General features: G+C 70.3%; 24 protein-coding genes and 2 tRNA genes. 14 read left to right on the top strand and 12 right to left on the bottom strand.

What is annotated here, in order from left to right; translation table 11 throughout:
- Positions 1 to 21: 21 nt before the first annotated feature.
- Both E6R18_RS18070 and E6R18_RS18065 read right to left on the bottom strand, forming a co-directional pair.
- Entirely contained in the window at positions 22 to 1,425 is a 1,404-nt protein-coding gene (locus tag E6R18_RS18070; RefSeq protein ID WP_136317927.1) for a serine/threonine-protein kinase, read from the bottom strand.
- Positions 1,426 to 1,484: 59 nt separating this feature from the next.
- Positions 1,485 to 2,033 carry a helix-turn-helix transcriptional regulator gene (locus E6R18_RS18065; protein WP_136317926.1) on the bottom strand — a complete coding sequence of 183 codons (549 nt, stop codon included), beginning with the start codon at positions 2,031 to 2,033 and terminating at the stop codon, positions 1,485 to 1,487.
- A 169-nt stretch (positions 2,034 to 2,202) separates the two neighbouring features.
- Between E6R18_RS18065 and E6R18_RS18060 the strand changes: the two genes are divergently transcribed.
- A tRNA-Ala gene (locus E6R18_RS18060) sits at positions 2,203 to 2,275 on the top strand.
- Positions 2,276 to 2,354: 79 nt separating this feature from the next.
- Here E6R18_RS18060 and E6R18_RS18055 read toward each other — a convergent pair.
- Complete coding sequence (locus tag E6R18_RS18055; RefSeq protein WP_136317925.1) at positions 2,355 to 3,092, bottom strand: DUF5324 family protein; 738 nt, start codon at positions 3,090 to 3,092, stop codon at positions 2,355 to 2,357.
- A 394-nt stretch (positions 3,093 to 3,486) separates the two neighbouring features.
- On the opposite strand from E6R18_RS18055, the gene E6R18_RS18050 reads away from it, so the two are divergent.
- The gene (locus E6R18_RS18050) at positions 3,487 to 4,014 is read left to right on the top strand and encodes a peptidylprolyl isomerase (protein WP_136317924.1); all 528 of its coding nucleotides are present in this window, start codon (positions 3,487 to 3,489) and stop codon (positions 4,012 to 4,014) included.
- Positions 4,015 to 4,169: 155 nt separating this feature from the next.
- The gene (locus E6R18_RS18045) at positions 4,170 to 5,069 is read left to right on the top strand and encodes a rhomboid family intramembrane serine protease (protein WP_136317947.1); all 900 of its coding nucleotides are present in this window, start codon (positions 4,170 to 4,172) and stop codon (positions 5,067 to 5,069) included.
- Between the two features lie 322 nt (positions 5,070 to 5,391).
- Here E6R18_RS18045 and crgA read toward each other — a convergent pair whose 3' ends face one another.
- Entirely contained in the window at positions 5,392 to 5,646 is a 255-nt protein-coding gene (crgA, locus tag E6R18_RS18040) for a cell division protein CrgA (RefSeq protein WP_136317923.1), read from the bottom strand.
- A gap of 141 nt (positions 5,647 to 5,787) precedes the next feature.
- On the opposite strand from crgA, the gene E6R18_RS18035 reads away from it, so the two are divergent.
- The 6 genes from E6R18_RS18035 (at position 5,788) to E6R18_RS18010 (ending at position 10,299) form a co-directional block, all read left to right on the top strand.
- Positions 5,788 to 6,555 (top strand): DUF881 domain-containing protein, encoded by a 768-nt coding sequence (locus E6R18_RS18035; RefSeq protein WP_168712388.1) that lies wholly within the window; start codon positions 5,788 to 5,790, stop codon positions 6,553 to 6,555.
- 25 nt (positions 6,556 to 6,580) lie between these two features.
- Positions 6,581 to 7,330 carry a class E sortase gene (locus E6R18_RS18030; RefSeq protein ID WP_136317921.1) on the top strand — a complete coding sequence of 250 codons (750 nt, stop codon included), beginning with the start codon at positions 6,581 to 6,583 and terminating at the stop codon, positions 7,328 to 7,330.
- A 96-nt stretch (positions 7,331 to 7,426) separates the two neighbouring features.
- The gene (locus tag E6R18_RS18025) at positions 7,427 to 7,612 is read left to right on the top strand and encodes a hypothetical protein (protein ID WP_136317920.1); all 186 of its coding nucleotides are present in this window, start codon (positions 7,427 to 7,429) and stop codon (positions 7,610 to 7,612) included.
- Positions 7,609 to 8,247 carry an aminodeoxychorismate/anthranilate synthase component II gene (locus tag E6R18_RS18020; protein WP_136317919.1) on the top strand — a complete coding sequence of 213 codons (639 nt, stop codon included), beginning with the start codon at positions 7,609 to 7,611 and terminating at the stop codon, positions 8,245 to 8,247. The genes E6R18_RS18025 and E6R18_RS18020 overlap by 4 nt, the downstream gene beginning before the upstream one ends.
- Positions 8,244 to 9,536 carry a class E sortase gene (locus tag E6R18_RS18015; protein WP_136317918.1) on the top strand — a complete coding sequence of 431 codons (1,293 nt, stop codon included), beginning with the start codon at positions 8,244 to 8,246 and terminating at the stop codon, positions 9,534 to 9,536. The genes E6R18_RS18020 and E6R18_RS18015 overlap by 4 nt, the downstream gene beginning before the upstream one ends.
- Before the next feature lie 34 nt (positions 9,537 to 9,570).
- Positions 9,571 to 10,299, top strand: coding sequence for a class E sortase (locus E6R18_RS18010; RefSeq protein ID WP_136317917.1), 729 nt, complete (start codon positions 9,571 to 9,573; stop codon positions 10,297 to 10,299).
- Positions 10,300 to 10,387: 88 nt separating this feature from the next.
- Here E6R18_RS18010 and pknB read toward each other — a convergent pair whose 3' ends face one another.
- From pknB to E6R18_RS17975, 6 genes are all read right to left on the bottom strand, one after another.
- On the bottom strand, positions 10,388 to 12,379 hold the full coding sequence (pknB, locus tag E6R18_RS18005; RefSeq protein ID WP_136317916.1) for a Stk1 family PASTA domain-containing Ser/Thr kinase: 1,992 nt from the start codon (positions 12,377 to 12,379) through the stop codon (positions 10,388 to 10,390).
- Positions 12,380 to 12,563: 184 nt separating this feature from the next.
- Complete coding sequence (locus E6R18_RS17995) at positions 12,564 to 14,024, bottom strand: penicillin-binding transpeptidase domain-containing protein (protein WP_136317915.1); 1,461 nt, start codon at positions 14,022 to 14,024, stop codon at positions 12,564 to 12,566.
- Positions 14,021 to 15,433, bottom strand: a complete 1,413-nt coding sequence (locus E6R18_RS17990; RefSeq protein WP_136317914.1) for an FtsW/RodA/SpoVE family cell cycle protein — start codon at positions 15,431 to 15,433, stop codon at positions 14,021 to 14,023. Before E6R18_RS17990 ends, E6R18_RS17995 begins: the two co-directional genes overlap by 4 nt.
- A gap of 23 nt (positions 15,434 to 15,456) precedes the next feature.
- Positions 15,457 to 16,974, bottom strand: coding sequence for a Stp1/IreP family PP2C-type Ser/Thr phosphatase (locus tag E6R18_RS17985; RefSeq protein ID WP_136317913.1), 1,518 nt, complete (start codon positions 16,972 to 16,974; stop codon positions 15,457 to 15,459).
- A gap of 129 nt (positions 16,975 to 17,103) precedes the next feature.
- Positions 17,104 to 17,619: an FHA domain-containing protein gene (locus tag E6R18_RS17980; protein WP_093895021.1), complete on the bottom strand. Its 516-nt coding sequence runs from the start codon at positions 17,617 to 17,619 to the stop codon at positions 17,104 to 17,106.
- Positions 17,620 to 17,629: 10 nt separating this feature from the next.
- Positions 17,630 to 18,520 (bottom strand): DUF3662 and FHA domain-containing protein, encoded by an 891-nt coding sequence (locus E6R18_RS17975; protein WP_136317912.1) that lies wholly within the window; start codon positions 18,518 to 18,520, stop codon positions 17,630 to 17,632.
- Positions 18,521 to 18,868: 348 nt separating this feature from the next.
- On the opposite strand from E6R18_RS17975, the gene E6R18_RS17970 reads away from it, so the two are divergent.
- A tRNA-Leu gene (locus tag E6R18_RS17970) sits at positions 18,869 to 18,951 on the top strand.
- A 212-nt stretch (positions 18,952 to 19,163) separates the two neighbouring features.
- Here the strand turns inward: E6R18_RS17970 and E6R18_RS17965 are convergent.
- Positions 19,164 to 19,613 (bottom strand): MarR family winged helix-turn-helix transcriptional regulator, encoded by a 450-nt coding sequence (locus E6R18_RS17965; RefSeq protein WP_136317911.1) that lies wholly within the window; start codon positions 19,611 to 19,613, stop codon positions 19,164 to 19,166.
- A gap of 108 nt (positions 19,614 to 19,721) precedes the next feature.
- Between E6R18_RS17965 and E6R18_RS17960 the strand changes: the two genes are divergently transcribed.
- From E6R18_RS17960 to E6R18_RS17940, 4 genes are all read left to right on the top strand, one after another.
- Positions 19,722 to 20,960: a hypothetical protein gene (locus E6R18_RS17960; RefSeq protein ID WP_240799773.1), complete on the top strand. Its 1,239-nt coding sequence runs from the start codon at positions 19,722 to 19,724 to the stop codon at positions 20,958 to 20,960.
- Between the two features lie 152 nt (positions 20,961 to 21,112).
- Positions 21,113 to 22,660: a DUF2252 domain-containing protein gene (locus E6R18_RS17950; protein WP_136317910.1), complete on the top strand. Its 1,548-nt coding sequence runs from the start codon at positions 21,113 to 21,115 to the stop codon at positions 22,658 to 22,660.
- Positions 22,661 to 22,718: 58 nt separating this feature from the next.
- On the top strand, positions 22,719 to 23,765 hold the full coding sequence (locus tag E6R18_RS17945) for a J domain-containing protein (protein WP_136317909.1): 1,047 nt from the start codon (positions 22,719 to 22,721) through the stop codon (positions 23,763 to 23,765).
- Positions 23,766 to 23,811: 46 nt separating this feature from the next.
- On the top strand, positions 23,812 to 24,156 hold the full coding sequence (locus tag E6R18_RS17940; protein ID WP_136317908.1) for a rhodanese-like domain-containing protein: 345 nt from the start codon (positions 23,812 to 23,814) through the stop codon (positions 24,154 to 24,156).
- A gap of 266 nt (positions 24,157 to 24,422) precedes the next feature.
- Here E6R18_RS17940 and E6R18_RS17935 read toward each other — a convergent pair whose 3' ends face one another.
- The gene (locus E6R18_RS17935) at positions 24,423 to 25,796 is read right to left on the bottom strand and encodes an acyl-CoA dehydrogenase family protein (protein WP_136317907.1); all 1,374 of its coding nucleotides are present in this window, start codon (positions 25,794 to 25,796) and stop codon (positions 24,423 to 24,425) included.
- Positions 25,797 to 25,983 lie beyond the last annotated feature (187 nt).

Raw genomic sequence — 25,983 nt, 5'->3', positions numbered from 1 at the left:
CCGGGCCGGGGGCGGCCGCCCTCAGGCTTGGGTCAGCGCCCAGATGCCCACCGCGAAACAGATCAGCGCCACCAGCAGCACCGGGACCGCCACCTTCGGGGACGGTCCCGGCCGCAGGTGAGGGGCGGGCGCGGACCCGAAGGACTGCGGGGCGGCGGCTCCCTGCTGCGGCGCGGTGTACGGGCGGGTGAAGACCTGGTTGTGCGGGCCGGGGGCCGACGGGGCGTGCGCCGGGTCCGGTGCGGGGGCGGCGTACGGGTAGGGAGCAGCCTGGGCGCCGGGGTGCGGTGTCCGGGGCGCGGGGGCGGCGGACTCGGGGGGCGGGAGGTGAAAACTGCCCGTCTCGGACATGGAGGCGGGAGCGGGCGGGTACGGCTGCGGCCGCCCCACGGGCTGCGGCTCGGGGGCCGACAGGTGGGCGGGCTGGTGGGCGGGCTGGTGGGCGGGCTGCCCGCCGGTTGCCGGGTGCCCTGACGCCTGCTGTGTGTCCGGCCCGCCGGTTGTCCGATGACCTGACGTCTGGGGGGCGGCCGTCCGTCCGGCCGGCAGGGGCCCGTCCGGGCCGAAGCCCTCGGGCAGAGGGCCGATCTGGTCGAAGACCTCTACCGGCTCGTCGCCGGGCGAGGGCTCGGGCAGCATCTCGACGGCGGCCGTCAGGGCCTTGCGCGCCCCCGTGGCCGTACGGAAACGGTTTTGCGGGTCGGGCTGCAGCAGCCCCGCGATGACCTGCCACAGCGGCTCCGGGACGCCGTCCGGGGCGCTCGGGACGCCGTGCGACGCGAAGTGCTCGATCAGCTCCTGGGAGTCGGGCTTCGTGCCCTGGAGCAGGTAGAGGGCGACCAGGCCGACCGCGAAGAGGTCGGCGGGGAAGTCCGGTTCGGCTCCCATCATCTGCTCGGGCGCGAAGTAACCCAGCGTCCCCACCACGTAGTTCGTCTCGGTGAGGCGGGGCTCGCCCTTGCGCATGGAGATGCCGAAGTCGGACAGCCGCAGATGGGGCCGGCCCGTACCGGTGGCCTCCATCAGGATGTTCGCCGGCTTGATGTCGCGGTGCACGACCCCCTCGGCGTGCACGGTCGAAAGACCGGCCAGCAGCTGGTCGAGCAGAGTGCAGACGAACCGAGGGGGCAACGGCCCGTAATCACCGATGACATGGGCCAGTGAGCCGCCGCTGACCAGGTCCATGGTGAACAGGACCTTGTCGTCGTCGGCGGCCCAGCTGGCCGGGGCGAGGACATGGGGATGCTCGATCCGCAGCGCCTGCTCGCGGACGAAGCGGAGCAACGTGTGCGCGTCGCTCTGCTGGAGGACCTTGGCCGCCACATAGCGGCGGCGCCGGTGGTCCCAGGCGCGCCAGACGGCACCGACCCCACCGCGTCCGATCGGATCGACCAGTTCGTACCGTCCGGCGAAGACCTCACCCATGGCGCTGCGCTCGCTCCCCGTTCCCTGTTTTCGGCCTGGCCTGAACGAAAGGCCCCGCCCTAGCTCTGATGGCCCTCGTAGTGCGCCACCGCTTCCGCGGTGCGCCCCGCGCCGTACACCCGGAGGAACTCTGCCAGTTCCGGGTGCGTCGGGGCGAGGGAGTCCGCGGCATCGATGATGTCACCGGCGGCCGAGACCGAGCGCAGCAGCGACTGGATCTCCCGGACCACCCGGCGCACGGTGGGTGCTCCGCCGCTGGAGGTGGTCTGGCCGGTGCCCGAGAGGACCGAGCCGCCCTGCGACTTCTTGATCTCCTCCATGCGGTCCGTGGCCTCGCCGGCGCTGACGCTGCCGTCGGCGACCTGGCTCGCCAGCTCCTGGAGTGCCTGGACGCGCTGGACGACGGCCGGGTTGCCGATCTTGGCGCGCTGACCGCTCATGAGCTGGGAGAGCATGGGAGCGGACAGCCCGAGTGCCGAGGCGAGCCGCGCCTGGTTCAGGCCGAGATCGTCGATCAGCCGGCGGAAGAGCGCCCCCAACGGCTCCCCGTACCAACTGCGCTGAAGGTCTCTGGCTCTGGCCGTCGCCTCTTGCTGCGCTGCATCCATTGCGTCTCCCCTTCGCATCGGCTTCGCTGCTGCGAACCTGGACCAGCATCTTACGGAGCGTGGTCGCGGACGGGGAGTCCCTGTCTTTTTGCAGGAATCCGGGGGTGAGCCGGTACTCTGTTCTGCGGCGGTGACCAGGACGTCGAGGCGTCGTGGTCTGCCTGCTGTCGGGGCCTTAGCTCAGTTGGTAGAGCGCTGCCTTTGCAAGGCAGATGTCAGGAGTTCGAATCTCCTAGGCTCCACTTCTTACACAGAGGTCCCCCGACCTGCGCAGACGCGGGTCGGGGGACCTCTTCGCGTGGGACCTCCGGTCGGCGGGGGTCAGGGGCGGTCGTCCGGGTCCGTGCCGCCCAGGGCGTCCGGGCCGTCCTCGACCGCTTCGGCGTCGGCCTGCTTGGCCTCGACCTCGGGGTCCAGGATCGCCGAGGCGTTCGGGCTGTCGTCGACGGAGGACAGCGGGGCCCGGTCGTCGACCTCGGTCGGGGTCGGCGGCTCGACCAGCCACTCGGGGTTGGCCTGCTTGTCCCACCAGCGCCAGGCGGCGTAGGCGGCGCCCGCGAGGAGGCCGGTCACGGCCACCCCCTTGAACGCCTTGCCGGCCTTGGCCCGCCGCTCGTGTTTGCGGACCAGCTTCTGGATCTGCTTCGCCGTGACCTGACCGCGCAGGGCGGCCAGGGCGGCGGCGCTGCGGGCCGTGGCCTCCTCGGCCACCGGCTGGGCGGCGGCCATGGCGCTCTCGACGCGCGGAACGGTGTACTCCGCGGCGCTCCGGGCGGCCTTGCGGGTGCGCAGCGCGGCGCGCTGAGCGACTTCGTCGACCTTCGGCGGGACGTGTGTGCGGGCGAGCTCGATGCGGGGGGCGACGTGTGCGCCGTACTGGACACGGGCCTGCTTGGCTGCCTTGGACACCTTCGGCGCGAGCAGCGTGCGGGCCTCGTGCGCATAGTGAACGGCCTGCTCCTTGGCCGAGTCGGCGTAGGGCGCCACCACTACCGCGGCGTGCTGCACGCTGTCCTTCGCCGAGTCGGTTGCGGCGCGCACGCTGTCGATGCGGGTCACGGGATCCTCCTCCTTGGTGGCGGGTAGGTACTCCGCCTTTCCACCCAATTCGAGATCATGCCTGCATGGGGCCTGTGTGGCATGTGGGGCGGGCATCCGGGTCATTCGGTTCATCGAGGATGCTCTCGGGCGATGCGGTGCAAGGGGAGCCTTCCGATGACAATGCCACGGTTCGGCCCAGCCCGCGCCGGTTCGTCACGCACTTGGCGGCACGTTTCGTGGCGGGGCGGCGCGGGAAGCCCCGGCGGCCGAATCGGACGCGGTGCGGACGGCCCGTGCAAGGATCGGGATGTCGGAGCCGGCCGGCCGCGGGGCGGGGCGGCATCCGGAGCGGGCCGACGCCCGGGCCGGACCGGCGTGCACAGCGGACGCACAGACTTACGGAAGGCAGATCGTGGCCGAGGAGCTTTACGCCACCTTGAAGACCAACCAGGGCGACATCGTGATCCGGCTCCTGCCGAACCACGCGCCCAAGACGGTCAAGAACTTCGTCGAGCTCGCCACCGGGGAGCGCGAGTGGACCCACCCCGCGACCGGGGCGAAGACCACGGACCGGTTGTACGACGGCACCGTCTTCCACCGTGTGATCAGCGGCTTCATGATTCAGGGCGGCGACCCGCTGGGCAATGGGACCGGCGGTCCGGGGTACGAGTTCGGTGACGAGTTCCACCCCGACCTCGCCTTCACCAAGCCCTACCTGCTGGCCATGGCCAACGCGGGGCCGGGCACCAACGGCTCGCAGTTCTTCATCACGGTCTCGCCGACGTCCTGGCTGACCGGCAAGCACACCATCTTCGGCGAGGTGGACGGTCCGGGGAGCCGGCAGGTCGTCGACGCCATCGCGGCCACCGCGACCAGCCCGCGCACCGACCGTCCGGTGCAGGACGTGGTCATCGAGTCGGTCACCGTCGAGAAGCGCTGATCGCCTTTCGTAACGGTCAGGTCACTCTCCGGCTCCACGTTCGGGAACCAACCGCCCCGCCCGTCCGTATCTCATGACAGAACAGATGCGCGGGGCGGTGTCGTGCGCGTCATGGGCACGATGAGGACCGAGGGGACCGGGAAGCCATGGGACCGATGGACCAGCAGCCGCCGGGCGCGCCCGGACCGCCCTCGCCCGTCGAGGGCCCGGCCCGCTGCTACCGCCACCCGGACCGGGAGACGGCGATCCGGTGCACGCGGTGCAACCGCCCCATCTGCCCGGACTGCATGGTCAGCGCCTCGGTCGGCTTCCAGTGCCCGGACTGCGTCCGCCAGGGCTCCGGTACGGGGCACAGCGCGTCCGCCGCCCGGCCGCGCACGCTCGCCGGCGGCCCGGTCGCGGCCGACCCCCGGCTGGTCACCAAGATCCTGCTGGGCATCAACCTCGCGGTGTTCGTCGCGGTGCTGGCGGACGGCTCGCTGCTCGATGAGCTGGTGCTGCTCGGCCGGGCCAACTTCTACTACGGCGGGCCGCCGGAGGGCATCGCCGAGGGCCAGTGGTACCGGCTGGTGACGTCGATGTTCCTGCACCAGGAGGTGTGGCACATCGCCTTCAACATGCTGGGGCTGTGGTGGCTGGGGGGACCGCTCGAAGCGGTGCTGGGCCGCGCCCGCTATCTCGCGCTGTATCTGCTCTCGGGGCTGGCGGGCGGCGCCCTGACGTACTGGCTCGCGGCGCCGAACCAGCCCTCGCTGGGGGCCTCGGGTGCCATCTTCGGACTGCTGGGCGCGACGGTCGTCCTGATGCGCCGGCTGAACTACGACATGCGCCCGGTCCTCATGATCCTCGCGCTCAACCTGGTCATCACCTTCAACCCGTGGGGCGGGATCGCCTGGCAGGCGCACGTCGGCGGGCTGATCGCGGGGGTGCTGATCGGGATCGGCATGGTGCACGCCCCGCGTGAGCGGCGCAATCTCGTGCAGTTCGGGACGTGTGCCGTGACCCTCGTCGCGGTGGTCCTGATCGTGGCGGTCAGGACGGCCGCCCTGACCTAGAGGGCGCCTCCGACACGGCCTGTGGGGCGGGTGTGGACCGTTTGTGACCGAAGTTGTCCACAGGGTTCCACAGCATGGCCTTGATCTTGTGCATAGTGCGAACACAACTGTGCCCCTTGTCGCTGAGCTGGGTTTTTCCAGCAGGGACAAGGGGCGTTGTGCACCCGGGCGGGGGCGTTCGCAGTCACACCGGCGTCAATGACCTGGGAGTTATCCACAGATCGTCTGACCTTTTCCCCCGCCTGTGGATAACGCTGTGGGTAACTCAGGGCAGGGGTTGCGGGAGCCGGGGCCGCCGTGCGTTACCGCGCGGTCGCGTGGGCTACTTCCACTGCGTGGAGACGCCGAAGCCGCCCGCGATGAAGCCGAAGCCGACGACGATGTTCCAGTTCCCCAGCGACTTGACCGGCAGGTCGCCGTCGGTCACATAGAAAACAACGATCCAGGCCAGACCGATCAGGAAGAGCGCCAGCATCACGGGCGCCACCCAGCTGCGGTTGGTCAGCTTTATGTTGGTCGTCTGCTTCGCCGGGGGCGGCGTGAAGTCGGCCTTCTTGCGGATACGTGACTTCGGCACGAGGAACTCTCCTGTCGATGCGCTGCGTGACCGCGCAGGGAACTGTGGCTGGCGCCGGGGCGGGGCGCAAGGGGGAATGCTGCCTCCCCCGGGCGTCCGTTAGCGTAGTGCTTCCGTGGCACCGAAGGAGATAAGGGTACGTTGAGCAATTCTGCCGACTCTCCCCCAGGCCCGGTCCGGCGCACGTTCCGGCACCCGGTCAGAGTGCTCACGGCTGCCGTTTTCGCCCTTGCCGGCCTTATCTTCGTGACCAGCGCGAATACGGCGAAGGGCACCAATATCCGCACCGACGCCTCCCTGCTGAAGCTCTCCGACCTCATTCAGCAGCGCAGCGAGAAGAACGCCACTCTGGAGGAGTCCGCCGCGTCCGTGCGCGGGGACATCGACGCCCTCGCCCAGCGCGACAACGGCAGCACCAAGGCGGAGGCCGCCCGGCTCAAGGCGCTGGAGCGGGCCGCCGGTACCACCGAGCTCTCCGGCCGGGCCCTGGCCGTCACGCTCAACGACGCCCCGCCGAACGCCACCGCGAGCCCCGGCTACCCCGACCCGCAGCCCAACGACCTGGTCATCCACCAGCAGGACCTCCAGGCGGTCGTCAACGCGCTCTGGCAGGGCGGGGCCCGGGGCATCAAGGTCATGGACCAGCGGCTCATCTCCACCAGCGCCGTGCGCTGCGTCGGCAACACCCTGATCCTCCAGGGCCGGGTCTACTCGCCCCCGTACAAGATCACCGCGGTGGGCGACCCCGGTGCGCTGCGGAAGGCGCTCGACGCCTCGCCGGCGATTCAGAACTACCTGCTGTACGTGAAGGCGTACGGGCTCGGCTGGAAAGTCGACGAGCACGAGGCGGTGACTCTTCCCGGCTACTCGGGCACAGTGGATCTGCACTATGCGGAACCGGTGAAGTAACGAGCAGCCGCGGGGAGGCCGACCGGTGTCGGTGCGACTCATCGTCAGGACGTTCAGCGAGCTGTGCGTCACCGCGGGCGCCCTGATCATCCTCTTCGTCGTCTACCTCCTGTTCTGGACCGGGGTGCAGGCCGCCGGTGCGACCGAGGGCCAGATCGACGCCCTGGAGAACCAGTGGGCACGCGGTACGGTCTCCGCGCCCGCCGCCGAGGCGCCCGCGACCGAGGCGCCCGCGACCGAGGCGCCCGCGACCGAGGCGCCCGCGACCGAGGCACCCGCGCCGGCTCCGAGCCCCGAGGCGTACCGCGACGGGAAGCCGTTCGGGATGCTCTACATCCCCCGCTTCGGCAAGGACTGGGAGTGGCCCGTCCTGGAGAACACCGAGGTCAAGACCTTGCAGAAGGGCCTCGGTCACTACCGGGGCACCGCCCGCGCCGGCGCGACGGGCAACTTCGCGGTGGCCGGGCACCGCCGCACGTACGGCGACCCCTTCAAGGACTTCCCCGAGCTGCGCCCCGGTGACGCGGTGCTGGTGACGGACGGGACGACGTGGTTCACGTACCGCATCGACCGCGAGCCGTACCGGACCGTGCCCAGCGACACCGGGGTGATCGACCCCGTCCCGCGCAAATCCGGCTTCGACGGGCCCGGCCGCTATCTGACGCTGACCACCTGCGACCCCGAGTGGGGCAGCAGCCACCGGCTGATCGCCTGGGCGCACCTGGACGCGACCCAGCCCGTCACCGAGGGCAGGCCGGCGGCCCTCCACAGCTGACCCACGGCTCTTGCCGGCCCGCCCACGGCTTTCCACAGGTGACCCACGGCCGACCCCCCGCCCCTTACTCTGGTCCCGTACGAATGGAGGGTCAGGATGTACAGCTGGATCTGGCGGCATCTGCCGGGCAACGCGTGGGTGCGCGGGCTGATTTCGCTCGTGCTCGCCCTGGCGGTCGTCTACGTGCTGTTCCAGTACGTCTTCCCGTGGGCGGAGCCGCTGCTTCCGTTCGGTGACGTGACGGTCGACGGCGCGAGCGCTGCGACGGGGGCCGGCCGATGAGCGCCCGCATCCTGGTCGTCGACAACTACGACAGCTTCGTCTTCAACCTCGTCCAGTACCTCTACCAACTGGGTGCCGAGTGCGAGGTGCTGCGCAACGACGAGGTGACCACGGCACACGCCCAGGACGGCTTCGACGGTGTCCTGCTCTCGCCCGGGCCCGGCACCCCGGAGCACGCGGGCGTCTGCGTCGACATGGTGCGCCACTGCGCGGCGACCGGCGTCCCGGTCTTCGGGGTCTGCCTGGGGATGCAGTCGATGGCGGTGGCGTACGGCGGTGTCGTGGGCCGCGCGCCCGAGCTGCTGCACGGCAAGACGTCCCCGGTGCTCCACGAGGGCGCGGGCGTGTTCGCCGGTCTGCCCTCGCCGTTCACCGCGACCCGGTACCACTCGCTCGCCGCCGAACCGGACACGGTCCCCGATGAGCTGGAGGTCACCGCGCGGACGGCCGACGGCATCATCATGGGCCTGCGCCACCGGGAACTGGCCGTCGAGGGCGTGCAGTTCCACCCGGAGTCGGTGCTCACCGAGCACGGCCATCTGATGCTGGCCAACTGGCTGGTGCGCTGCGGTGACGCCGGAGCCGTCGAGAGGTCGGCGGGGCTCGCTCCGGTGGTGGGCAAGGCCGTCGCGTGACCCCACCCCGCCACGGAACCGGGGCCGGGCGGCAGGACGACCCGCACGATCCGCGGGCGTACGGGGACCCGGGCGCCTTCGAGGCGGCGGTCGACAGGCTGCCGGACCCGCTGAACGACCCGCTGCCGGGACACCAGGGGCCGCCGCCCGTACCGTCCCGGCGGCAGGCGCCACAGGCCCCCCAGGGCCCCCAGCAGGCCCCGCCCGAGTGGTACGACCCGGAGGGGTACGAACGGGACTGGTACGGCCAACAGGAGCCCGTGCGGCAGGCCCCGGCCGAGTCGGTGCCCCCGGCCGACGGGAGCGCTGAGCCGCGCACGGAGGTCCTGTGGCGAGTAGACCCGGCCGAGGAGGCCGCGCGGGAGCCGGACCCCGAGCCTTCGGCCGGGGGCGACGCGCCCGAGAGCGCGGAGGCGCCCGGGGAACAGCGCGGCCCGTCGTCCGGGCCCCCCGTACCGGCGACCGGCGGCCGGGCCGAGCGCAGGCGTGCCGCCAAGGGGCGCGGACGGCGGCGTTCCGCACCGCCGTCCGGGTCCGGGTCCGCGGCCGGTACGGACGGCGCCCCGGCGAAGCCCATGACTCGCATGGAGGCGCGCCGGGCGGCCAAGGCCGCCAAGGACAGCCCCGCGGTCGTCATCAGCCGGGTCGTCGGCGAACTGTTCATCACACTGGGCGTCCTGATGCTGCTCTTCGTCACCTACCAGCTGTGGTGGACGAACGTGCGCGCCGACCAGATCGCCGGCAGGGAGACCCACAAGATCCAGGACGGCTGGGCCAAGGGCGCCGGCAAACCGGAGGCGTTCGAGCCGGGGCAGGGCTTCGCCATCATCCACATCCCGAAGCTCGACGTCGTCACCCCGATCGCCGAGGGCACCAGCAAGGAGAAGGTCCTCGACCGCGGGATGGTCGGCCACTACAGCGAGGAACCGCTGCGGACCGCGATGCCCGAGGACGAGCAGGGCAACTTCGCCCTGGCCGGCCACCGCAACACGCACGGCGAGCCGTTCCGCTACATCAACCGGCTGCGCCCCGGCGACCCGATCGTGGTCGAGACGCAGGACGCGTACTACACGTACGAGATGACGAGCGAGCTGGCCCAGACCTCGCCGTCCAACGTGTCGGTGATCGGGCCGGTGCCGCCGCAGTCCGGGTTCACCAAGCCCGGCCGGTACATCACGTTGACGACGTGTACGCCCGAATTCACGAGTACGTACCGTTTGATCGTCTGGGGCAAGATGGTCGACGAGCGGCCGCGCAGCAAGGGGAAGCCCGACGCGCTCGTGGGCTGAACGTGCTGGACATCATGACGACAGGGGCGGTGCGGTGACGGCGAGGACCGAGGACCAGGAGCAGACCGACGAGTCCGCGCCGCCGGCGCGGGCCGGGGGCCGTCATCCCGTCGCGACGGCCGTCAGCCTCTTCGGTGAACTCCTCATCACCGCAGGTCTGGTGCTCGGTCTCTTCGTCGTCTACTCCCTGTGGTGGACGAACGTGCTCGCCGACCGCGAGGCCACCAAGCAGGGCGACACGGTCCGCGACCACTGGGCCGACGGCCCCGGTGCGCTGGACACCAAGGACGGCATCGGCTTCCTCCACGTCCCGTCGATGAAGAACGGCGAAGTGCTCGTCAAGAAGGGCACCGACACCGAGATCCTCAACGACGGCGTCGCCGGCTATTACACCGATCCGGTGAAATCGGCGCTCCCCTCGGACAAGGAGGGCAACTTCACGCTGGCCGCCCACCGGGACGGGCACGGGGCGAAGTTCCACAACATCGACAAGGTGCACACCGGGGACGCGATCGTCTTCGAGACGAAGGACACCTGGTACGTCTACAAGGTCTTCAACGAGCTGCCGGAGACGTCGAAGTACAACGTCGACGTGCTGGGGCCCGTCCCGAAGGGCTCCGGCGCGAAGAAGGCCGGCCGCTACATCACGCTCACGACGTGCACCCCGGTCTTCACGTCGAAGTACCGCTACATCGTGTGGGGCGAGCTGGTCCGTACGGAGAAGGTCGACCGGGACCGTACGCAGCCGGCGGAGCTGCGCTGAGACGGGCGTACGGGCGCGTACGGCAGAGGGCCCCGGTCACCGTGATGCGGTGACCGGGGCCCTCTGCTCGTGCCGGGTGCGGGGAAGGTCAGTGGCCCCGCCCACTGTTCGGTCCGCCGAAGACGTTGCTTCCGCCCATCGTGGTGAGGGTGACGGTGGTGTTGGCCGGGTCGGACTGGGTGCCCGGCTGCGGGTCGGCGTTCACGACCACGGCGTTGTCGTCGTCCGAGCTGCCTTCGGCGAACTGGATGTTCGTGAAGCCGGCTCCGGTCAGCATCTGCTTGGCGTCGGAGACCTTGTGCCCGCGGATCTCGGGGATGGCGGTCGTCGGGGGCTGGGTCGGGCCCTTGGAGACCTTGAGGATGATCGCGGTGTCCTTGCCGACCTTCTGGTTGGCCTCAGGGGTCTGTCCGACGACCTGGCCTGCGGGGTGGTCCTCGTCGTCGACCTCGGACTTGCCGATGTTGGTGAAGCCGAGCGCCTTCAGCTGGGCCACCGCCTCGTCGTACGAGCGGGTGTCCACCGGCGGCACGGAGATCAGCTTCTCCGTGGCGACCGTGAGCTTGACCTCGGAGTTCTCCTCGGCCTTCGTGTCACCCTTCGGGGACTGCTCCAGGACGGTGTTGGGCTCGGCCTCGGACTCGACCGAGGTGACGGTGACCGTGAAGCCCCTCTTCTCCAGGATCTCGCGGGCGTTGGTCTCGGACTTCTCCGTGACGTCCGGGACGTCCACCTTCGGCGGACCGCTGGAGACGAAGACCGTGATGGTCTCCTGCTCCTGCATCTGCTCGTCAGCCGTCGGCGTCTGGCGGCAGATCTTGTCCTTGGGCTGGTCCTTGCATTCTTCCTCGGGACCGATCTTGAGCTTGACGTTCGAATTGTCGGCGCGCTTCTGAGCGTCCTTGACGGAAATTCCGACCATGTCGGGCACGTCGAACGCGCCCTTGTCTCCGCCGTCGCCGACGAAGACCTCCTTGCCGATGAGGATCGCGCCGATCAGCACCAGGACGCCCGCGACGACCAGCAGGATGGTCGAGGTGTGGTTCTTCCGCTGCCGGCGGCGGTCGGGGCGGTCGTCGTAGCCGTAGCCGCCGTCGTCCGGGTTGACCGGCGGCAGCATCGACGTGCGGTCGCCGTTCTGGTCCGCGGCCCGCAAGGCGGTGGTGGGCTGGTCGTTGTCGTAACCGCCGCCGTAACCGCCGTAACCGGCCGCACCCATCGCCGCGGTGGCGGCGACCGGCTGGCCGTCGAGGCATGCCTCGATGTCGGCGCGCATCTCGTCGGCCGACTGGTAGCGGTAGTCGGGGTCCTTGGTGAGGGCCTTCAGCACGATCGCGTCCATCTCGGGCGTGATCTCGGGGTCGAAGCTGCTGGGCGGCTGCGGCTCTTCCCGTACGTGCTGGTAGGCAACCGCGACCGGGGAGTCCCCGATGAACGGCGGCCGGACCGTCAGCAGCTCGTAGAGCAGGCAGCCGGTCGAGTACAGGTCGGACCGCGCGTCGACCTGCTCGCCCTTGGCCTGCTCGGGGGAGAGGTACTGGGCGGTGCCGATGACGGCCGCGGTCTGGGTCATCGTCATACCGGAGTCGCCCATGGCGCGGGCGATGCCGAAGTCCATGACCTTGACCTGGCCGGTCCGGGTCAGCATGACGTTGGCCGGCTTGATGTCCCGGTGGACGATGCCCGCGCGGTGCGAGTACTCCAGCGCCTGGAGGATGCCGACGGTCATTTCGAGCGTTCGCTCGGGCAGCAGCCGGCGCCCCGAGTGCAGCAGCTCCCTGAGCGTCGACCCGTCGACGTACTCCATGACGATGTACGGGATGGAGACCCCGTCGACGTAGTCCTCGCCGGTGTCGTACACCGCGACGATCGCGGGATGGTTGAGCGAGGCGGCGGACTGGGCCTCACGGCGGAACCGGGCCTGGAAGGACGGGTCACGGGCGAGGTCGGCCCGGAGCGTCTTCACAGCGACGGTGCGGCCGAGCCGGGTGTCGTGGGCGAGGTAGACCTCGGCCATGCCACCACGGCCGAGCACCGAGCCCAGCTCGTACCGGCCGCCGAGGCGACGCGGCTCTTCCATAACTGTTCCAGCCCTCTCCGTCAGTCCTGACCGCACCGGTGTGCGGTCCGGCGGTGTGCTGTTCGCGCATACGCTACCGGCCCCGCATCAGCCGATCGGCCCCGCAGGCGATACCTGATATCCGACCGGTATCCGCAGGTGCGTATTCACGGCCATGTGTGAGCGGTATCACTTCACAGCGGTGTCACTTCTTGCTGTCGATGACTGCCTTCATGACCGCTTTCGCGATGGGCGCGGCCAGTCCGCCGCCGGAGATGTCGTCGCGGTCGGCGTTGCCGTCCTCGACGACCACGGCGACGGCCACCGGGGAACCGCTGTCCGTCTTGGCGTACGAGATGAACCAGGCGTACGGCTTCTCGCTGTTGTTCAGTCCGTGCTGGGCCGTACCGGTCTTGCCGCCGACCGTGGCGCCCGGGATCTGAGCGTTCGTGCCCGTGCCCTCCTTGACGACGGTCTCCATCATCTCCTGGAGCTTCTGGGCGTTCTCGGCCGAGAGGGGGCGGCTGAACTCCTCCTTCTCGTGCGTGTAGATCACGTCCAGGTTGGGCGCCTGCCGCTCGGCGACCATGTACGGCTGCATCAGCTTTCCGTCGTTGGCGACGGCGGAGGCGACCATGGCCATCTGGAGCGGGGTGGCGCGGTTGGAGGCCTGGCCGATGCCCGCCATGGCGTTCTGCGGCCGGTTGTCCTTCGGGTACACGCTGGCGTTGGAGCGGACCGGGGTGAAGATCTCCTTGTTGAAGCCGAACTTGCCGGCCTCGTCGATCATCTTCTGGTTGCCCAGGTCATCGCTGATCTTGCCGAAGACGGTGTTGCAGGAGTAGCGCAGCGCCTTGCGGAGAGAGGCGTTCTCGCACGGGATGGGGCCCTCGTTGTCCAGGTCCTTGGTGGACTGCGGGAGACGCCACGGCAGCGGCGACTTCGTGTCCGCGTCGATGTCCGTGTAGAGGCCGTTCTCAAGGGCGGCGGCCGCGGTGACGACCTTGAACGTCGAACCGGGCGGGTAGGTCTCGCGCAGCGCCCGGTTCTGCATGGGCTTGTCCTTGTCCTTCAGCAGCGCCTGCCACGCCTCGGTGTCGGCCTTTCCGTTGCCCGCGAAGGTCGATGGGTCGTACGAGGGTGTGCTGGCGAGCGCGAGGATGGCGCCGGTCTGCGGGTCGAGGGCGGCGACGGCGCCCTTCCTCTTGCCGAGGCCCTTGAAGGCTGCCGTCTGGGCGGCGCTGTTGAGCGTGGTGACGATATTGCCGCCCTGTGCCTCGTCGCCGGTGAACATCGACATGGTGCGGTCGAAGAAGAGCTGGTCGTCGTTGCCGGTGAGGATGCCGTCCTCGAGCTTTTCGAGCTGTGAGGCGTCGAACGCCTGCGAGGAGTAGCCGGTGACGGGGGCCCACATGGGGCCGTCCTTCCAGACCCGCTTGTACTTGAAGTCGCTGTCCTCGGTCTCCTTGGACCCGGTGATGGACTTGCCGCCGTCCACGATGATGTTGCCGCGCTCGTGGGCGTACCGCTCGATGCGGACGCGGCGGTTCTCCTTGCGGGTGTTGAGCTCGTCGGCCTTCACGTACTGCAGGTAGTTGGTGCGCGCGAGCAGGGCGAAGATGAGGACGCCGCAGAAGATCGCGATCCGGCGCAGGGGCTTGTTCACGGTCGGACCACCTGGGTCATCTCGGCGTCGGTGGAGGGAGCGGGGGCGGGAGCGGGGCGCCGGGCGGTGTCGCTGATGCGGATGAGGATGCCGATCAGGGCCCAGTTGGCCAGGACGGACGAACCACCGTAGGCGAGGAACGGCATGGTCATACCGCTCAGCGGGATGAGCCCCATGACGCCGCCGGCCACCACGAAGACCTGGATGGCGAAGGCGCCGGAGAGGCCGATGGCCAGGAGCTTGCCGAAGGGGTCGCGGGCGGCGAGAGCGGTGCGGATGCCGCGCTCGATGATCAGACCGTAGATCAGCAGGACGGCCATCATCCCGGCGAGGCCGAGCTCTTCACCGACGGTGGAGAAGATGAAGTCCGCGTTGGCGGCGAACATGATCAGGTCCGAGTGGCCCTGGCCCAGTCCGGTGCCGAGCGTGCCGCCGGAGCCGAAGGACATGAGGGACTGTCCGATCTGCTCGCAGGCGTCGTTCGTCGTGAAGCAGCTGAAGGGGTCCTGCCAGGCGTTCACACGGGCCTGCACGTGCTTCTCGAACGAGGCCACGCCCACCGCGCCGGCCGCCGACATCAGCAGACCGAAGACGATCCAGCTGGTCCGCTCGGTGGCGACGTACAGCATGATCACGAAGAGGCCGAAGAACAGCAGGGACGTACCGAGGTCGGTCTCGAATACGAGGATCAGGATCGACAGGGCCCAGATGGTGATGATCGGCCCGAGGTCGCGGCCGCGCGGCAGGTACAGGCCCATGAAACGGCGGCTGGCGAGCGCCAGCGCGTCCCTTTTGACCATGAGGTAGCCGGAGAAGAAGATCGCGATGAGGATCTTGGCGAACTCACCCGGCTGGATCGAGAACGGGCCGAGGCTGATCCAGATCTTCGCGCCGTTCACCGCGGGGAAGAAGATCGGCAGGATCAGCAGGACCAGGGCCGCGGCCATCGAGATGTACGTGTAGCGCTGCAGGATGCGGTGGTCCTTGAGGACCATCAGCACCGCGACGAAGAAGGCCACACCGATCGCCGAGTAGAGCAGCTGCTTGGGCGCGTCGGGGCTGTACGACCCGTACAGGAACTCGGCCCGCTGGATCAGCCTCTCCGATTGGTCCAGCCGCCAGATGAGCACCAGGCCGAGGCCGTTGAGCAGGGTGGCCAGCGGAAGCAGCAGCGGGTCCGCGTACGGGGCGAACTTGCGCACCACGAGGTGGGCCACGCCGCCGAGCAGGATGAGCCCTGCCCCGTAACCGAACATGCCGGAGGGGAGCTTGCCGTCCAGGGCGAGGCCCACGTTGGCATAGGCGAACACCGAGATGGCGATGGCGAAGACCATCATCATCAGTTCGGTGTTGCGCCGGCTCGGCGCGTTGATCGCGCCGATCGTGGTTGTGTTGGTGACAACGCTCATGGTGCTGAAGGCCCCCTACGGCTCTACTTCTTACCGCACTGCGGGACCAGCTTCTTCTCTTCCTCCGAGAGGCTGGGCCCAGGAGTGGGAGTCGTGGAAGTCTGCTCGGTCTTGGTGTCGCCGGACGTCTTGGAGGACTTGGCGGATGTCTTCGACGCCTTGGTGGCGTCGCTGTCCGTGCCCGTCGCCTGGCCCTCGTCGCCCTTGGCGTTCTCCTCCGCCGCGCGGCGCTGCGCGTCCTTCTTGCAGGCGGACGCCTGGGCGGAGAGCTCGGTGATCTTCTCGCGGGCGTCGGCGAGGCTGCCCTCGGCGATCGTCTCCTCGACCTTCTTGCGCTGGTACGGCGGGAGGTACTTGAGTTCGATCTCGGGGTGGTCCGTCTCGACCTTCGAGAGCGAGACCCAGCCGAGGTCCTGGCTGATGCCCCGGTACAGCGCGACGTTGTCGTTCTTCGCACCGACGTAGAACTGGGTCTGCGTCCAGCGGTAACCGCCGTACAGGCCACCGCCGATGACCGCGAGCGCGAGCACGATGTACAGGGACCGCTTGAGCCACTTGCGGCCGCCGGGCTTCTCGAAGTCGTCGTCGGAGTAGGACCCGAAGGACCCCTCCGGCATGGAGCCGTAGCCGACGTCGTCACCGCTGCCGGGAGGGCCGAAGCCGCCCGCGGGCGGCGGTACGGGACGGCCGAGGCCGGCCGCGCGGCCGGCGGGCGTCTGCATCGCGCCGCCGTCGTTCAGCTGGGCCGCCTGGTTCTCGGCGACCGCGCCGACGATGACCGGGGTGTCGTTCAGCTGCGCGGCCAGGGTGTCGTTGCTGTCGACGTCGAAGACGTCGGCGACGATGCAGGTGATGTTGTCGGGGCCGCCGCCGCGCAGGGCGAGCTGGATCAGGTCCTGGATGGTCTCCTGGGGGCCCTGGTAGCTGGCGAGCGTCTCCTCCATCGTCTGGTGGGAGACGACGCCGGAGAGCCCGTCGGAGCAGATCAGATACCGGTCGCCGGCCCGGACCTCACGGATGGAGAGGTCGGGTTCGACGTGGTCGCCACTGCCCAGCGCGCGCATCAGCAGGGAGCGCTGCGGGTGGGTGGTGGCCTCCTCCTCGGTGATCCGGCCCTCGTCGACCAGGCGCTGGACCCAGGTGTGGTCCTGCGTGATCTGGGTCAGCACGCCATCGCGCAGCAGGTACGCGCGCGAGTCGCCGACGTGGACCAGGCCGAGGCGCTGACCGGTCCAGAGCAGGGCGGTGAGCGTGGTGCCCATGCCCTCCAGCTGGGGGTCCTCCTCGACCATCATCCGCAGCTGGTCGTTGGCCCGCTGGACCGCCGTGCCGAGCGAGGTGAGGATGTCGGAGCCCGGCACGTCGTCGTCGAGCTGGACGAGCGTGGAGATCACCTCGGAGCTGGCGACCTCGCCGGCCGCCTGGCCGCCCATCCCGTCGGCGATCGCGAGAAGGCGGGGCCCGGCGTAGCCGGAGTCCTCGTTGCCTTCCCGGATCATGCCCTTGTGCGATCCGGCGGCGAAGCGCAGGGACAGACTCATGCGCACCTCACCCGTCGGTTCGGGGTACAGCCGGTCTCGAGCCACACTGCCCACCCTCCGGTCGGGAGCCTGGCCGGGTCCGATGCCCGGACCCCAGCGGCTCGCTCGCTCCGCTCGCTCATTGTCGTACTACTTCCGCAGCTCGATGACGGTCTTGCCGATCCGGATCGGCGCGCCCAGCGGAACAGGCGTCGGGGTGGTGAGGCGGGTCCGGTCCAGGTACGTGCCGTTGGTGGACCCGAGATCCTCGACGATCCACTGGCCGTCACGGTCGGGGTAGATCCTGGCATGCCTGCTGGACGCGTAGTCGTCGTCCAGCACGATCGTTGAATCATGGGCCCGGCCCAGCGTGATGGTCTGCCCCTGGAGCGCCACCGTGGTGCCGGTGAGCGTGCCCTCGGACACGACCAGCTTGGTGGGTGCTCCGCGGCGCTGGCGCCCGGGCTGCTGGCGCTGCTGCGGCGGTGCCGCCGCGTTCTGGCGCGCCTGTGGCGGACGTGCGTCGGTCGCGGTGCGGCGTGAGCCGCGCTGCGTGACGCGCGTTCCGAACAGGTCGCTGCGGATGACCTGGACGGCCACGATCACGAACAGCCACAGAACAGCCAGGAAACCTAGCCGCATGACCGTCAGGGTCAGCTCTGACATTGCCCCCGCTTCACCCTTCGGCTTGCCGGTAAACGATGGTGGTGCTGCCCACGACGATCCGCGAGCCGTCGCGGAGCGTAGCGCGGGTGGTGTGCTGCCCGTCTACCACGATGCCGTTGGTAGACCCGAGATCCTGGATCGTCGAGGGCGTTCCGGTCCTGATCTCACAGTGCCGGCGGGAGACGCCGGGGTCGTCGATCCGTACGTCTGCATCGGTGCTGCGGCCCATCACCAGCGTCGGGCGGGAGATCTGATGGCGGGTGCCGTTGATCTCGATCCAGCGTCGCACCTGTGCGCTCGGCAGCGGGGCGGGAGCGGCCGGCGGACGCCGGTCCGGGCCCGAGTGCCGCCCGGCGCCCGGCGGCGGGGCCGCGGGCATGGGCGGGACGGAGGCCGGCGGGTAGCCGTAGCCGCCGGGAGTCTGGGGGGCGGGGCGCGCGGGGCCGGGGCGGCCGTGCTGGGCATCTCCCGGGTCCTGGTAGCCCTGCTGAGGGGACGGGGCGCCGTGGCCCTGGCCCTGTGACGAACTCGACGCCAGGGTGCGGCTGCGGACCCGGTAGAGACCGGTGTCCAGATCGTCGGCCTTCTCAAGGTGCACCTTGATGGGGCCCATGAAGGTGTACCGCTGCTGCTTGGCGTAGTCCCGGACGAGGCCGGAGAGCTCGTCGCCCAGCTGGCCGGAGTAGGGGCTCAGGCGCTCGTAGTCGGGGGCGCTGAGCTCGACGATGAAGTCGTTGGGGACGACGGTGCGTTCACGGTTCCAGATGGTGGCGTTGTTGTCGCACTCCCGTTGGAGGGCACCCGCGATCTCGACCGGCTGGACCTCGGACTTGAAGACCTTGGCGAAAGTGCCGTTGACCAGACCTTCGAGACGCTGCTCGAAACGCTTCATCACTCCCATGGGGCACCTCCTCCGGTGTCATCGTCCCTGTACTGCTTACTGATCGTATCCACGCGTCGGGAAATCGGCTGGTTCCCCTTGTCTGCACTGTGGATGAGTGTCCCCTCTCACACGGATCGTAGAGGTGGCCTCCTCCCAGTGTCCCGCACCTCGGGCCCGCTCTGGAGGAGTGGGGGCGACCGCTGTGGGTTCCAGATTCCTTTCGGACGTTCGCCGAGCGTGCGGCGAGTGCCCGGCGGACGGGCGGCCAAACAACGGATGTGAATCCACCCTGTCCAGCGTGCTAATCTTCCGGATGTCGCCAGGCGCTCGCACCAACAAGTGAGAGAGTCCGGAAACACCACTCATGCGCGAGTGGCGGAACGGCAGACGCGCTGGCTTCAGGTGCCAGTGTCCTTAGGGACGTGGGGGTTCAAATCCCCCCTCGCGCACAAGAAGGAAGCCCCTCAGGTCTTGGCCTGAGGGGCTTCTTCAGTTTGCCGGGCCCGTTCCGTGCCCCAGGGAGGGGTGCGAGGGGCTCGGCTTCGCGGTGGCTTGGCTTGGTTTCGCTGGGCTCGGTTTCGTCGGCGCTCAGTCTTCGCCGGGGCTCGGTTTCGTTGGCGCTTGGTTTCACGGTGGCTTGGTTTCACGTGAAACGCCCGGTTTACGTCTGTGGGGTGTCACCCGTCGCGTTGTAGCGCAGGAGGTACGCGGCGAAGCGGGTGAGATCCTCCGCCGTCCAGTCCGCGAGGCGTTCCTGGTAGGCGGCGCGGCGGCTGGCCTGGGTGGCGGCGAGGGCCTGCGTGCCGGCCTCGGTGGGGTGCAGGACCTGGATGCGGTGGTCGTCCGGGTCCGGATGGCGCTCGACCAGGCCGAGCTTCTCCAGAGCGCCGATCTGTCGGCTGACCGTGGACTTGTCGAGCATGTAGTGCGCCGCCAGGTCGGTCGCGCGGCAGCCCTGCTGATCTTCGATGTGTGCCAGCAGCGTGTAGGAGACCAGGGGCAGTTCCGGATGGAGCCGGGCCGCCGCTGCCCGCGCGCGGCGCGCGAAGGCGGTCAGTTCGCGCTGGATGACGTCCAGCGATTCCTCGCGTTCTCCGGGGCTGCCTGGCACGGGTTCGCCTTCCTCGAAAGTTCAGTTGTATAGTACAACGGAATTGGAGTTGTAAAAGCCAACTACCTATCGGTCGGTCGGTCGATCGATCGACCGTCTGGAGTCCCCATGTCCGCAGGCCCGAGCGCCGCCGCCGGTTCCCCGGCGGGGGCGCTGCGTCACGTACTGAGCCACCTCGTCACGCCGCTGCTGATGTGCATCGGCATGGGGCTTGCCTACCTCGGCGCGTTCCATGCTCCACAGCCGCACGACCTGCGGGTGGACGTGGTCGGCTCCGGCCCGAGCGCCCAGGTACTCGCGCAGACGTTGCAGGACAAGGGGGACGGGGCGCTGAGCGTGCGTACCGTCGCCGACCGTGCGACGGCGGCCGACCACCTGCGGACGCAGGCCAGCTACGGCGCCTACATACCGGGCAAGGCCCCCGAACTGCTCGTCGCCTCCGCCTCGTCCGACACCAGCGCGACGGTGGTCGAGAAAGTCTTCACACAGGTGGCGGCCGGGCAGGGCGCCCCGCTGAAGGTGACGGACACGGCTCCCACGGCGGACGGGGACCCGACCGGTCAGGGGATCTTCTTCCTGCTGGTCGCCGTGAGCATCGGCTCGTATGCCTCCGTCGCCGTGATCGGCGGAGCCGGGGCGGTCCTCCGGCTGCGGGTGAGGGCGGCGCTGGCGCTCGGGGCCTCGCTGGTGGTGAGTGTCATAGGGGCGGTGTTCGCCGGGCCGCTGTTCGGGCTGGTCGACCAGGGGCTCACGGGCCTGTGGGGCATGGCGTGGCTCTACTCGGCGGGCATCCTGCTGATCGGGGTGGGGCTGCACACCTTCCTGAAGCGGTGGACCACGCTCGGGGTGATGGTGTTGTTCGTCATGCTCAACTTCACCAGTTCCGGCGGGATCTTCCGCCCCGAGCTGGAGCCCGGGTTCTTCGGCGCGCTGCACTCCTTCTGGAACGGGGCCGGCTTTGTCGAAGGCGTCCGCAGCCACGTGTACTTCGGCGGCCACGCGCTGGGCGGGAACCTGCTGGTGCTGGCCCTCTGGTTCGTCGCGGGCCTGGTGATGATGGGCCTCGCGGGCCTGGCGGAGGGGAAGCGCCGGACGGCGGCCGCGCAGACGGCCCGGTCTGCGGTTGATGAGAAGCCCTCGGCCGCCGGGGAGGCGCGAGCGGTTGAGGAGCCGCGGACGGCTGAGAAGCTCTCGGCCGCTGGGGAGTTGCGGAGGGCTGGGGAGTCCTCGGCCGCCGGGGAGTTGCGGAGGGTGGGGGAGTCCTCGGCCGCTGGGGAGTTGCGGAAGGTGGGGGAGTCACGGGTGGCCGAGGAGGAAGAGGAGATGGAGGAGGCGGTGGGGGTCTGAGCGTCTGACCAGCGGGGAAAGGCTCTGGTGGGTGTTATCCACAGGGCTTGTCCACAGGGCAGACGGAGATCGGTGTACGGCGGTACCGTCTTCGACAGTTGATGTTGGGCGGGGGGCCCGGCGGCTGCGCCGGGCGGGGGAGGCTGTGCGCCATGGATGGAATCGCAATGGCCTTGCCGCCGGTGGAACGGGGCGGTTCCAGTGGGGCGGAGGCGGCCGGTCCGCTCCGGGCCGGTGGGGGCGAGCCGCGCATCCCGGTCGTACCGGGATTCGCACGTCGCGTGGGTGTCGGCGCGGGCGCGGGGGCGGGTGCGGACGTGGGGGCGGGTGCCGGCGCCGGTGCGGTTTTCGCGGCGGCTGTGGGGGCGCCGAAGGAGCGGGGCAAGGCGTTGCGTGTGCGCGTGCCCAGGTCCTCGCACGCGACGCTGGTGCTGCCTGCCGGGCGGCCCGACGCGGTGCGCGCGGTCGAGGAGTCCAACCGGGGCCGGGTGGCCGGGCTGACGCCGATACGGGTGGGGCGGATGGCCGCGACCCCCTTCGCCTTCCTGCGCGGCTCGGCCGGGCTGATGGCCCATGACCTGATGGGCACGCCCGACACCGGGGTGGCCGCCCAGCTCTGCGGCGACGCGCATGCGGCCAACTTCGGCCTGTACGGCGACGCCCGGGGCAGCCTGGTCATCGATTTGAACGACTTCGACGAGACCGTGTCCGGGCCGTGGGAGTGGGACCTCAAGCGCCTCGCCACATCGCTGGTGCTCGCGGGCCGCGAGGCCGGCGCCGACGAGGACACCTGCCGCAGGGCCGCGTACGACACGGTGGGGGCCTACCGGCGGACGATGCGGCTGCTGGCCAGAATGCCCGCGCTCGACGCGTGGAACGCCATCGCGGACGAGGAGTTGGTGTCCCACGCCGACGCGCGGGATCTGCTCGGCACCCTGAAGCGGGTCTCCGAGAAGGCCCGCAACAACACCAGCGCTCGCTTCGCGGCGAAGTCCACGGAGGAATGCGAGGACGGCGGCCGCCGCTTCGTCGACGCGCCGCCGGTGCTGCGCCGGGTGCCCGACGCCGAGGCCGCGGCCGTGGCGAGGGGACTCGGCGACTACCTGGAGACCGTCTCGGAGGACCGGACACCGCTGCTCGCCCGGTACGCGATTCACGACGTGGCGTTCCGCGTGGTCGGCACGGGCAGCGTCGGCACCCGCTCGTACGTGGTGCTGTTGCTGGACCACCGGGGGGAGCCGTTGGCGCTCCAGGTGAAGGAGGCCCGGCCCTCGGTCCTGGCGCCGCATCTGGCCGCCGCGGGGTTCGAGGTGCCGGAGGTCGCGCACGAGGGGCGCCGCGTGGTGCTCGGGCAGAAGCGGATGCAGGTCGTCAGTGACCACCTGCTGGGCTGGACGACGGTGGAGGGGCGGCCGTTCCAGGTGCGGCAGTTCAGGAACCGCAAGGGCAGCGTAGACCCGGTGGCGCTGGCCGCCGATCAGGTCGACGACTACGGCCGGATGACCGGTGCGCTGCTGGCGCGTGCCCATGCGCACAGCGCGGATCCGAGGCTGGTCGCGGGCTACTGCGGCAAGAACGACGAGCTGGACGAGGCGGTGGCGTCCTTCGCGGTGACGTACGCGGATCGCACCGAGGCGGATCACGCAGAGTTGGTGCAGGCGATCGGGGCGGGGCGAATAGCCGCTGAGCTGGGGGTGTGACGCCTGCTTCCCAGACCGCGTGTCCCCGGCGGGCGGGCTGGGGCCATACGCTGGACGGGTGACCCACGAAGCCGCCGGGGTGCCGACCACCCGGAACGACGATGAACCGCAAGCCGACGCACGTGCGGAGAGGGACGCCCCGGGCGCTCCGGGTACTTCGGAAGCGCCCGGCGCTCCGGGAGAGGGTGCCGGGGACGCGGCTGCGGGGCCCAAGGCCGGTCCCGGGCGGGCTGCCGAATCCGGTGAGGTGCGGGGCGAGGACGGCCCGGTGCGGGGCGAGGACGGCCCGGTGCGGAATGAAGACGGTCCGGTGCGGAATGAAGACGGGCAAGCTCGGCCTGAGGCGCGGCTTGCGCGTGCTGTCCGGGTGGCCGAGCAGGCGCTGATCGAGTTCGAGATCGCGGTGGAGACGTTCCGGGTCGAGGTGGAGAACTTCTCCCGGCTGCACCACCAGCGGCTCGGCCCGATGTACGCGCGGCTCGACGAGCTCGATGCGCAGATCGCCGAGGCGCGGGCGGCCAGGACGGGCGATCCGGAGGATCTGCGCAAGGCGGAGGAGGCACGGTCGGTCGTGATGCCCATGCCGGGCGTGGACGAGCTGTTCCACGACTGGATGGACTCCGACGGCCTGTCTCCCGAGGCGTCGGCCATGCTCACCGAGCAGCCGGTGCGGCCGCCCAAGCGGGTCCGGCCCACCGAGGAGGCGCGCAAGCTGTACCGCGACCTGGTCCGTAAAGCCCACCCGGACCTGGCCCAGGACGAGGCGGAGCGGGCCAGGCGGGACGAGTTCATCGCGCGGGTCAACGCCGCCTACGGGCGCGGGGACGAGGCCCTGCTGAAGGAGTTGGCCCAGGAGTGGGCGGCCGGGCCGGTCGCGCCGCAGACGGAACTGAGCGAGGCCGACGAGCTCTACGCCCGGCTCAACTGGCTGACCCAGCGCAAGGAGCTGCTGACGGAGATGGCCCTGGAGCTGGAGGAGAGCGCGATCGGAGCCATGCTGCGGATGGCCCCGGACGACCCGGACCATCTGCTGGAGGAGGTCGCGGAACAGCTGCTGGGCGAGGTCTCGAAGCGCGAGGCGGAACTCGCGGCCCTGGTGCAGTAGCGTTTTCGGTGACTCCGGAGCGCATCGACGAGAGAAGGCATGACCCATGAATTTCGGCCCGCTTCCCACGGTCGATGTCGCAGCTGTGCCGGCGGACGGCCTCGTGCTGGACGTCCGGGAGAACGACGAGTGGGCGGCCGGGCACGTCGACGGCGCCCTGCACATTCCGATGAGCGACTTCGTGAGCCGCTTCGGTGAGGTGACCGAGGCGGTGGAGGACGGTCGGCGCGTGCATGTGATGTGCCGGGTCGGTGGCCGGTCCGCCCAGGTCACCCAGTATCTGGTGCAGCAGGGCATCGACGCCGTGAACGTCGAGGGCGGCATGCTCGCCTGGGACGGGGCGGGCCGCCCGATGGTCACTGACAACGGCACCCCGGCCTTCGTGGCCTGACACTCCCTGCGGGCGCCGAACCTGGGCCCGGCGCGCCGGTCGCGGGGGCCGAGTCCGGGGGCTCGGTAAGAGGGCTCTGCTCGGTGAGGGGCGCCTGGGCTCGGGCCCGGGGGTGCCTGGGTTCAGGCGCCGGGCCTCCAGCCTCGGGCAGGTGGGGGGCCGGCTCGGGCAGGTGGGGGGCCGCTCGGGCAGGTGGGGGGTCGGCTGGCAGGTGGGCGGCCGGCTCGGGCAGGTGGACGGCCGGCTCGGGCAGGTGGGGGACCGGCTCAGGTAGGTGGGTGGGCTGCCAGGAGGTCTGCCAGGGCCTCTTCGTGGGCTGCTGCGGAGCCGAGCGACAGCTCGATCTGCTTCGCCCAGGCGTGGAAGCGGTGCAGGGCGTACTCGGTGTCCGCGCCGAAGCCGCCGTGCAGATGCTGCGCCGTCTGCACGACCCGGCGGACCCCTTCCGACGCCCAGATCTTCGCCACCGCGACATCGCCCGCCACGGGTATCTCGCCCGCCCCTCCCGTGGTGATCCGCCAGGCCGCCTGCCAGAGGGTCACCTCCATGGCCCGGAGATCGATGTAGCGGTCGGCGGCCTGTACGGCGACGGACTGGAAGGTCGCCACCGGAAAGCCGAACTGCTCCCGCTTGCTCGTGTACTGGCTCGTCATGCTCAGCACGGTCTCGCCGAGCCCCAGCGCGAGGGCGCAGGTCCCCACCGTGAGCAGGTCGCGCAGCCACTCCCAGGCGCCGGCTGCCTCGATCAGCTCGCCGGGCCCGACCCGCACCCCGTCGAGCCGGACCTCGCCGAAGAGCTCGCCGTTGGTGGAGACCTGCTCGGCGACCGTGACGCCCTCCTGGTCGCGTCGGACGAGCGCCAGGACGGCTCGGTGCCCCTCGGCTGGGGCTTGTCCGGCTGGGACCGCCCCGGCTGGGGCCGCCCCGGCTGGGGCCGCCTCGATACGGCCCGCCCCGGCTCGGTCTTCGTCTGCTCGGCCCTCGCCGGCGCGGGCGGGGACGGTGTAGTGGGCGGGGATTGCGATCCAGTCCGCGGCCTGTGCCCACGGCACCGCCGACTGCACCCCGTCCAGCACCCATACGGCTCCGGCCGGGACCCCGCCCCGGGTGCTGTCCGGGGCCCTGCCTCCGGAGGCGTCCGACCGCTCCCGGCGCGCGGTGACGGCGAGTTCGGCCGGCTCGTGGCCGGTGCGCCCGTTGGCCCCGACGGTGAGCACCAACTCGCCCCGGACGACACGGGGTAGCAGCGCCGTGACCGGTGACCCGGGGGCCGGTGACCCGGGGGCCGGTGAGGCCGGCCTCGGCGGCCCCGTGTCCGGCCCTTGGCCCGCGTACCGCTGGAGCGTCATGGCCACCGCGCACGTCTCCAGCAACGGGACGCGTGCGAGGACCTTCGCGGACTCGCGCAGCACCAGGCAGAGCGCGATGAGGTCGAGCCCCGCCCCGCCGTGCTCCGGCGCCAGTGTCAGGCCCAGCAGGTCGGCGGCGGCGAGCCGGGACCACAGCGGCCGGTCGATGTCCTCGGCCACCGCGCCCGGTACGAGCGCGGGGCTGGGCACCGCATCGAGTGCGACGCCGGCCAGGACCGCGCGCGCCGCCTCGACGGCCGTCTGCTGCTCCTCGGTGAAGGTGAAGTCCACTGTCCCGGCCTCCCGCGAACGTGCATCCTTAGCCCGACTGACCCGATGTGACGGGGCGTCAAGATAGAACACGTTCTATGAGAAGGGAACAGGAGAGAGAGCGCCGACATGACTCGTGGTCAGCCGTCAGCCGTCAGCCGTCAGCCGTCAGCCGTCAGCCGTCAGCCGTCAGCCGTCAGCGGTCAGC

This window comes from Streptomyces sp. A1277 (genome assembly GCF_004795015.1).
Classification (GTDB): Bacteria; Actinomycetota; Actinomycetes; order Streptomycetales; family Streptomycetaceae; genus Streptomyces.
This window is presented reverse-complemented; position numbering and strand designations above follow the sequence as displayed.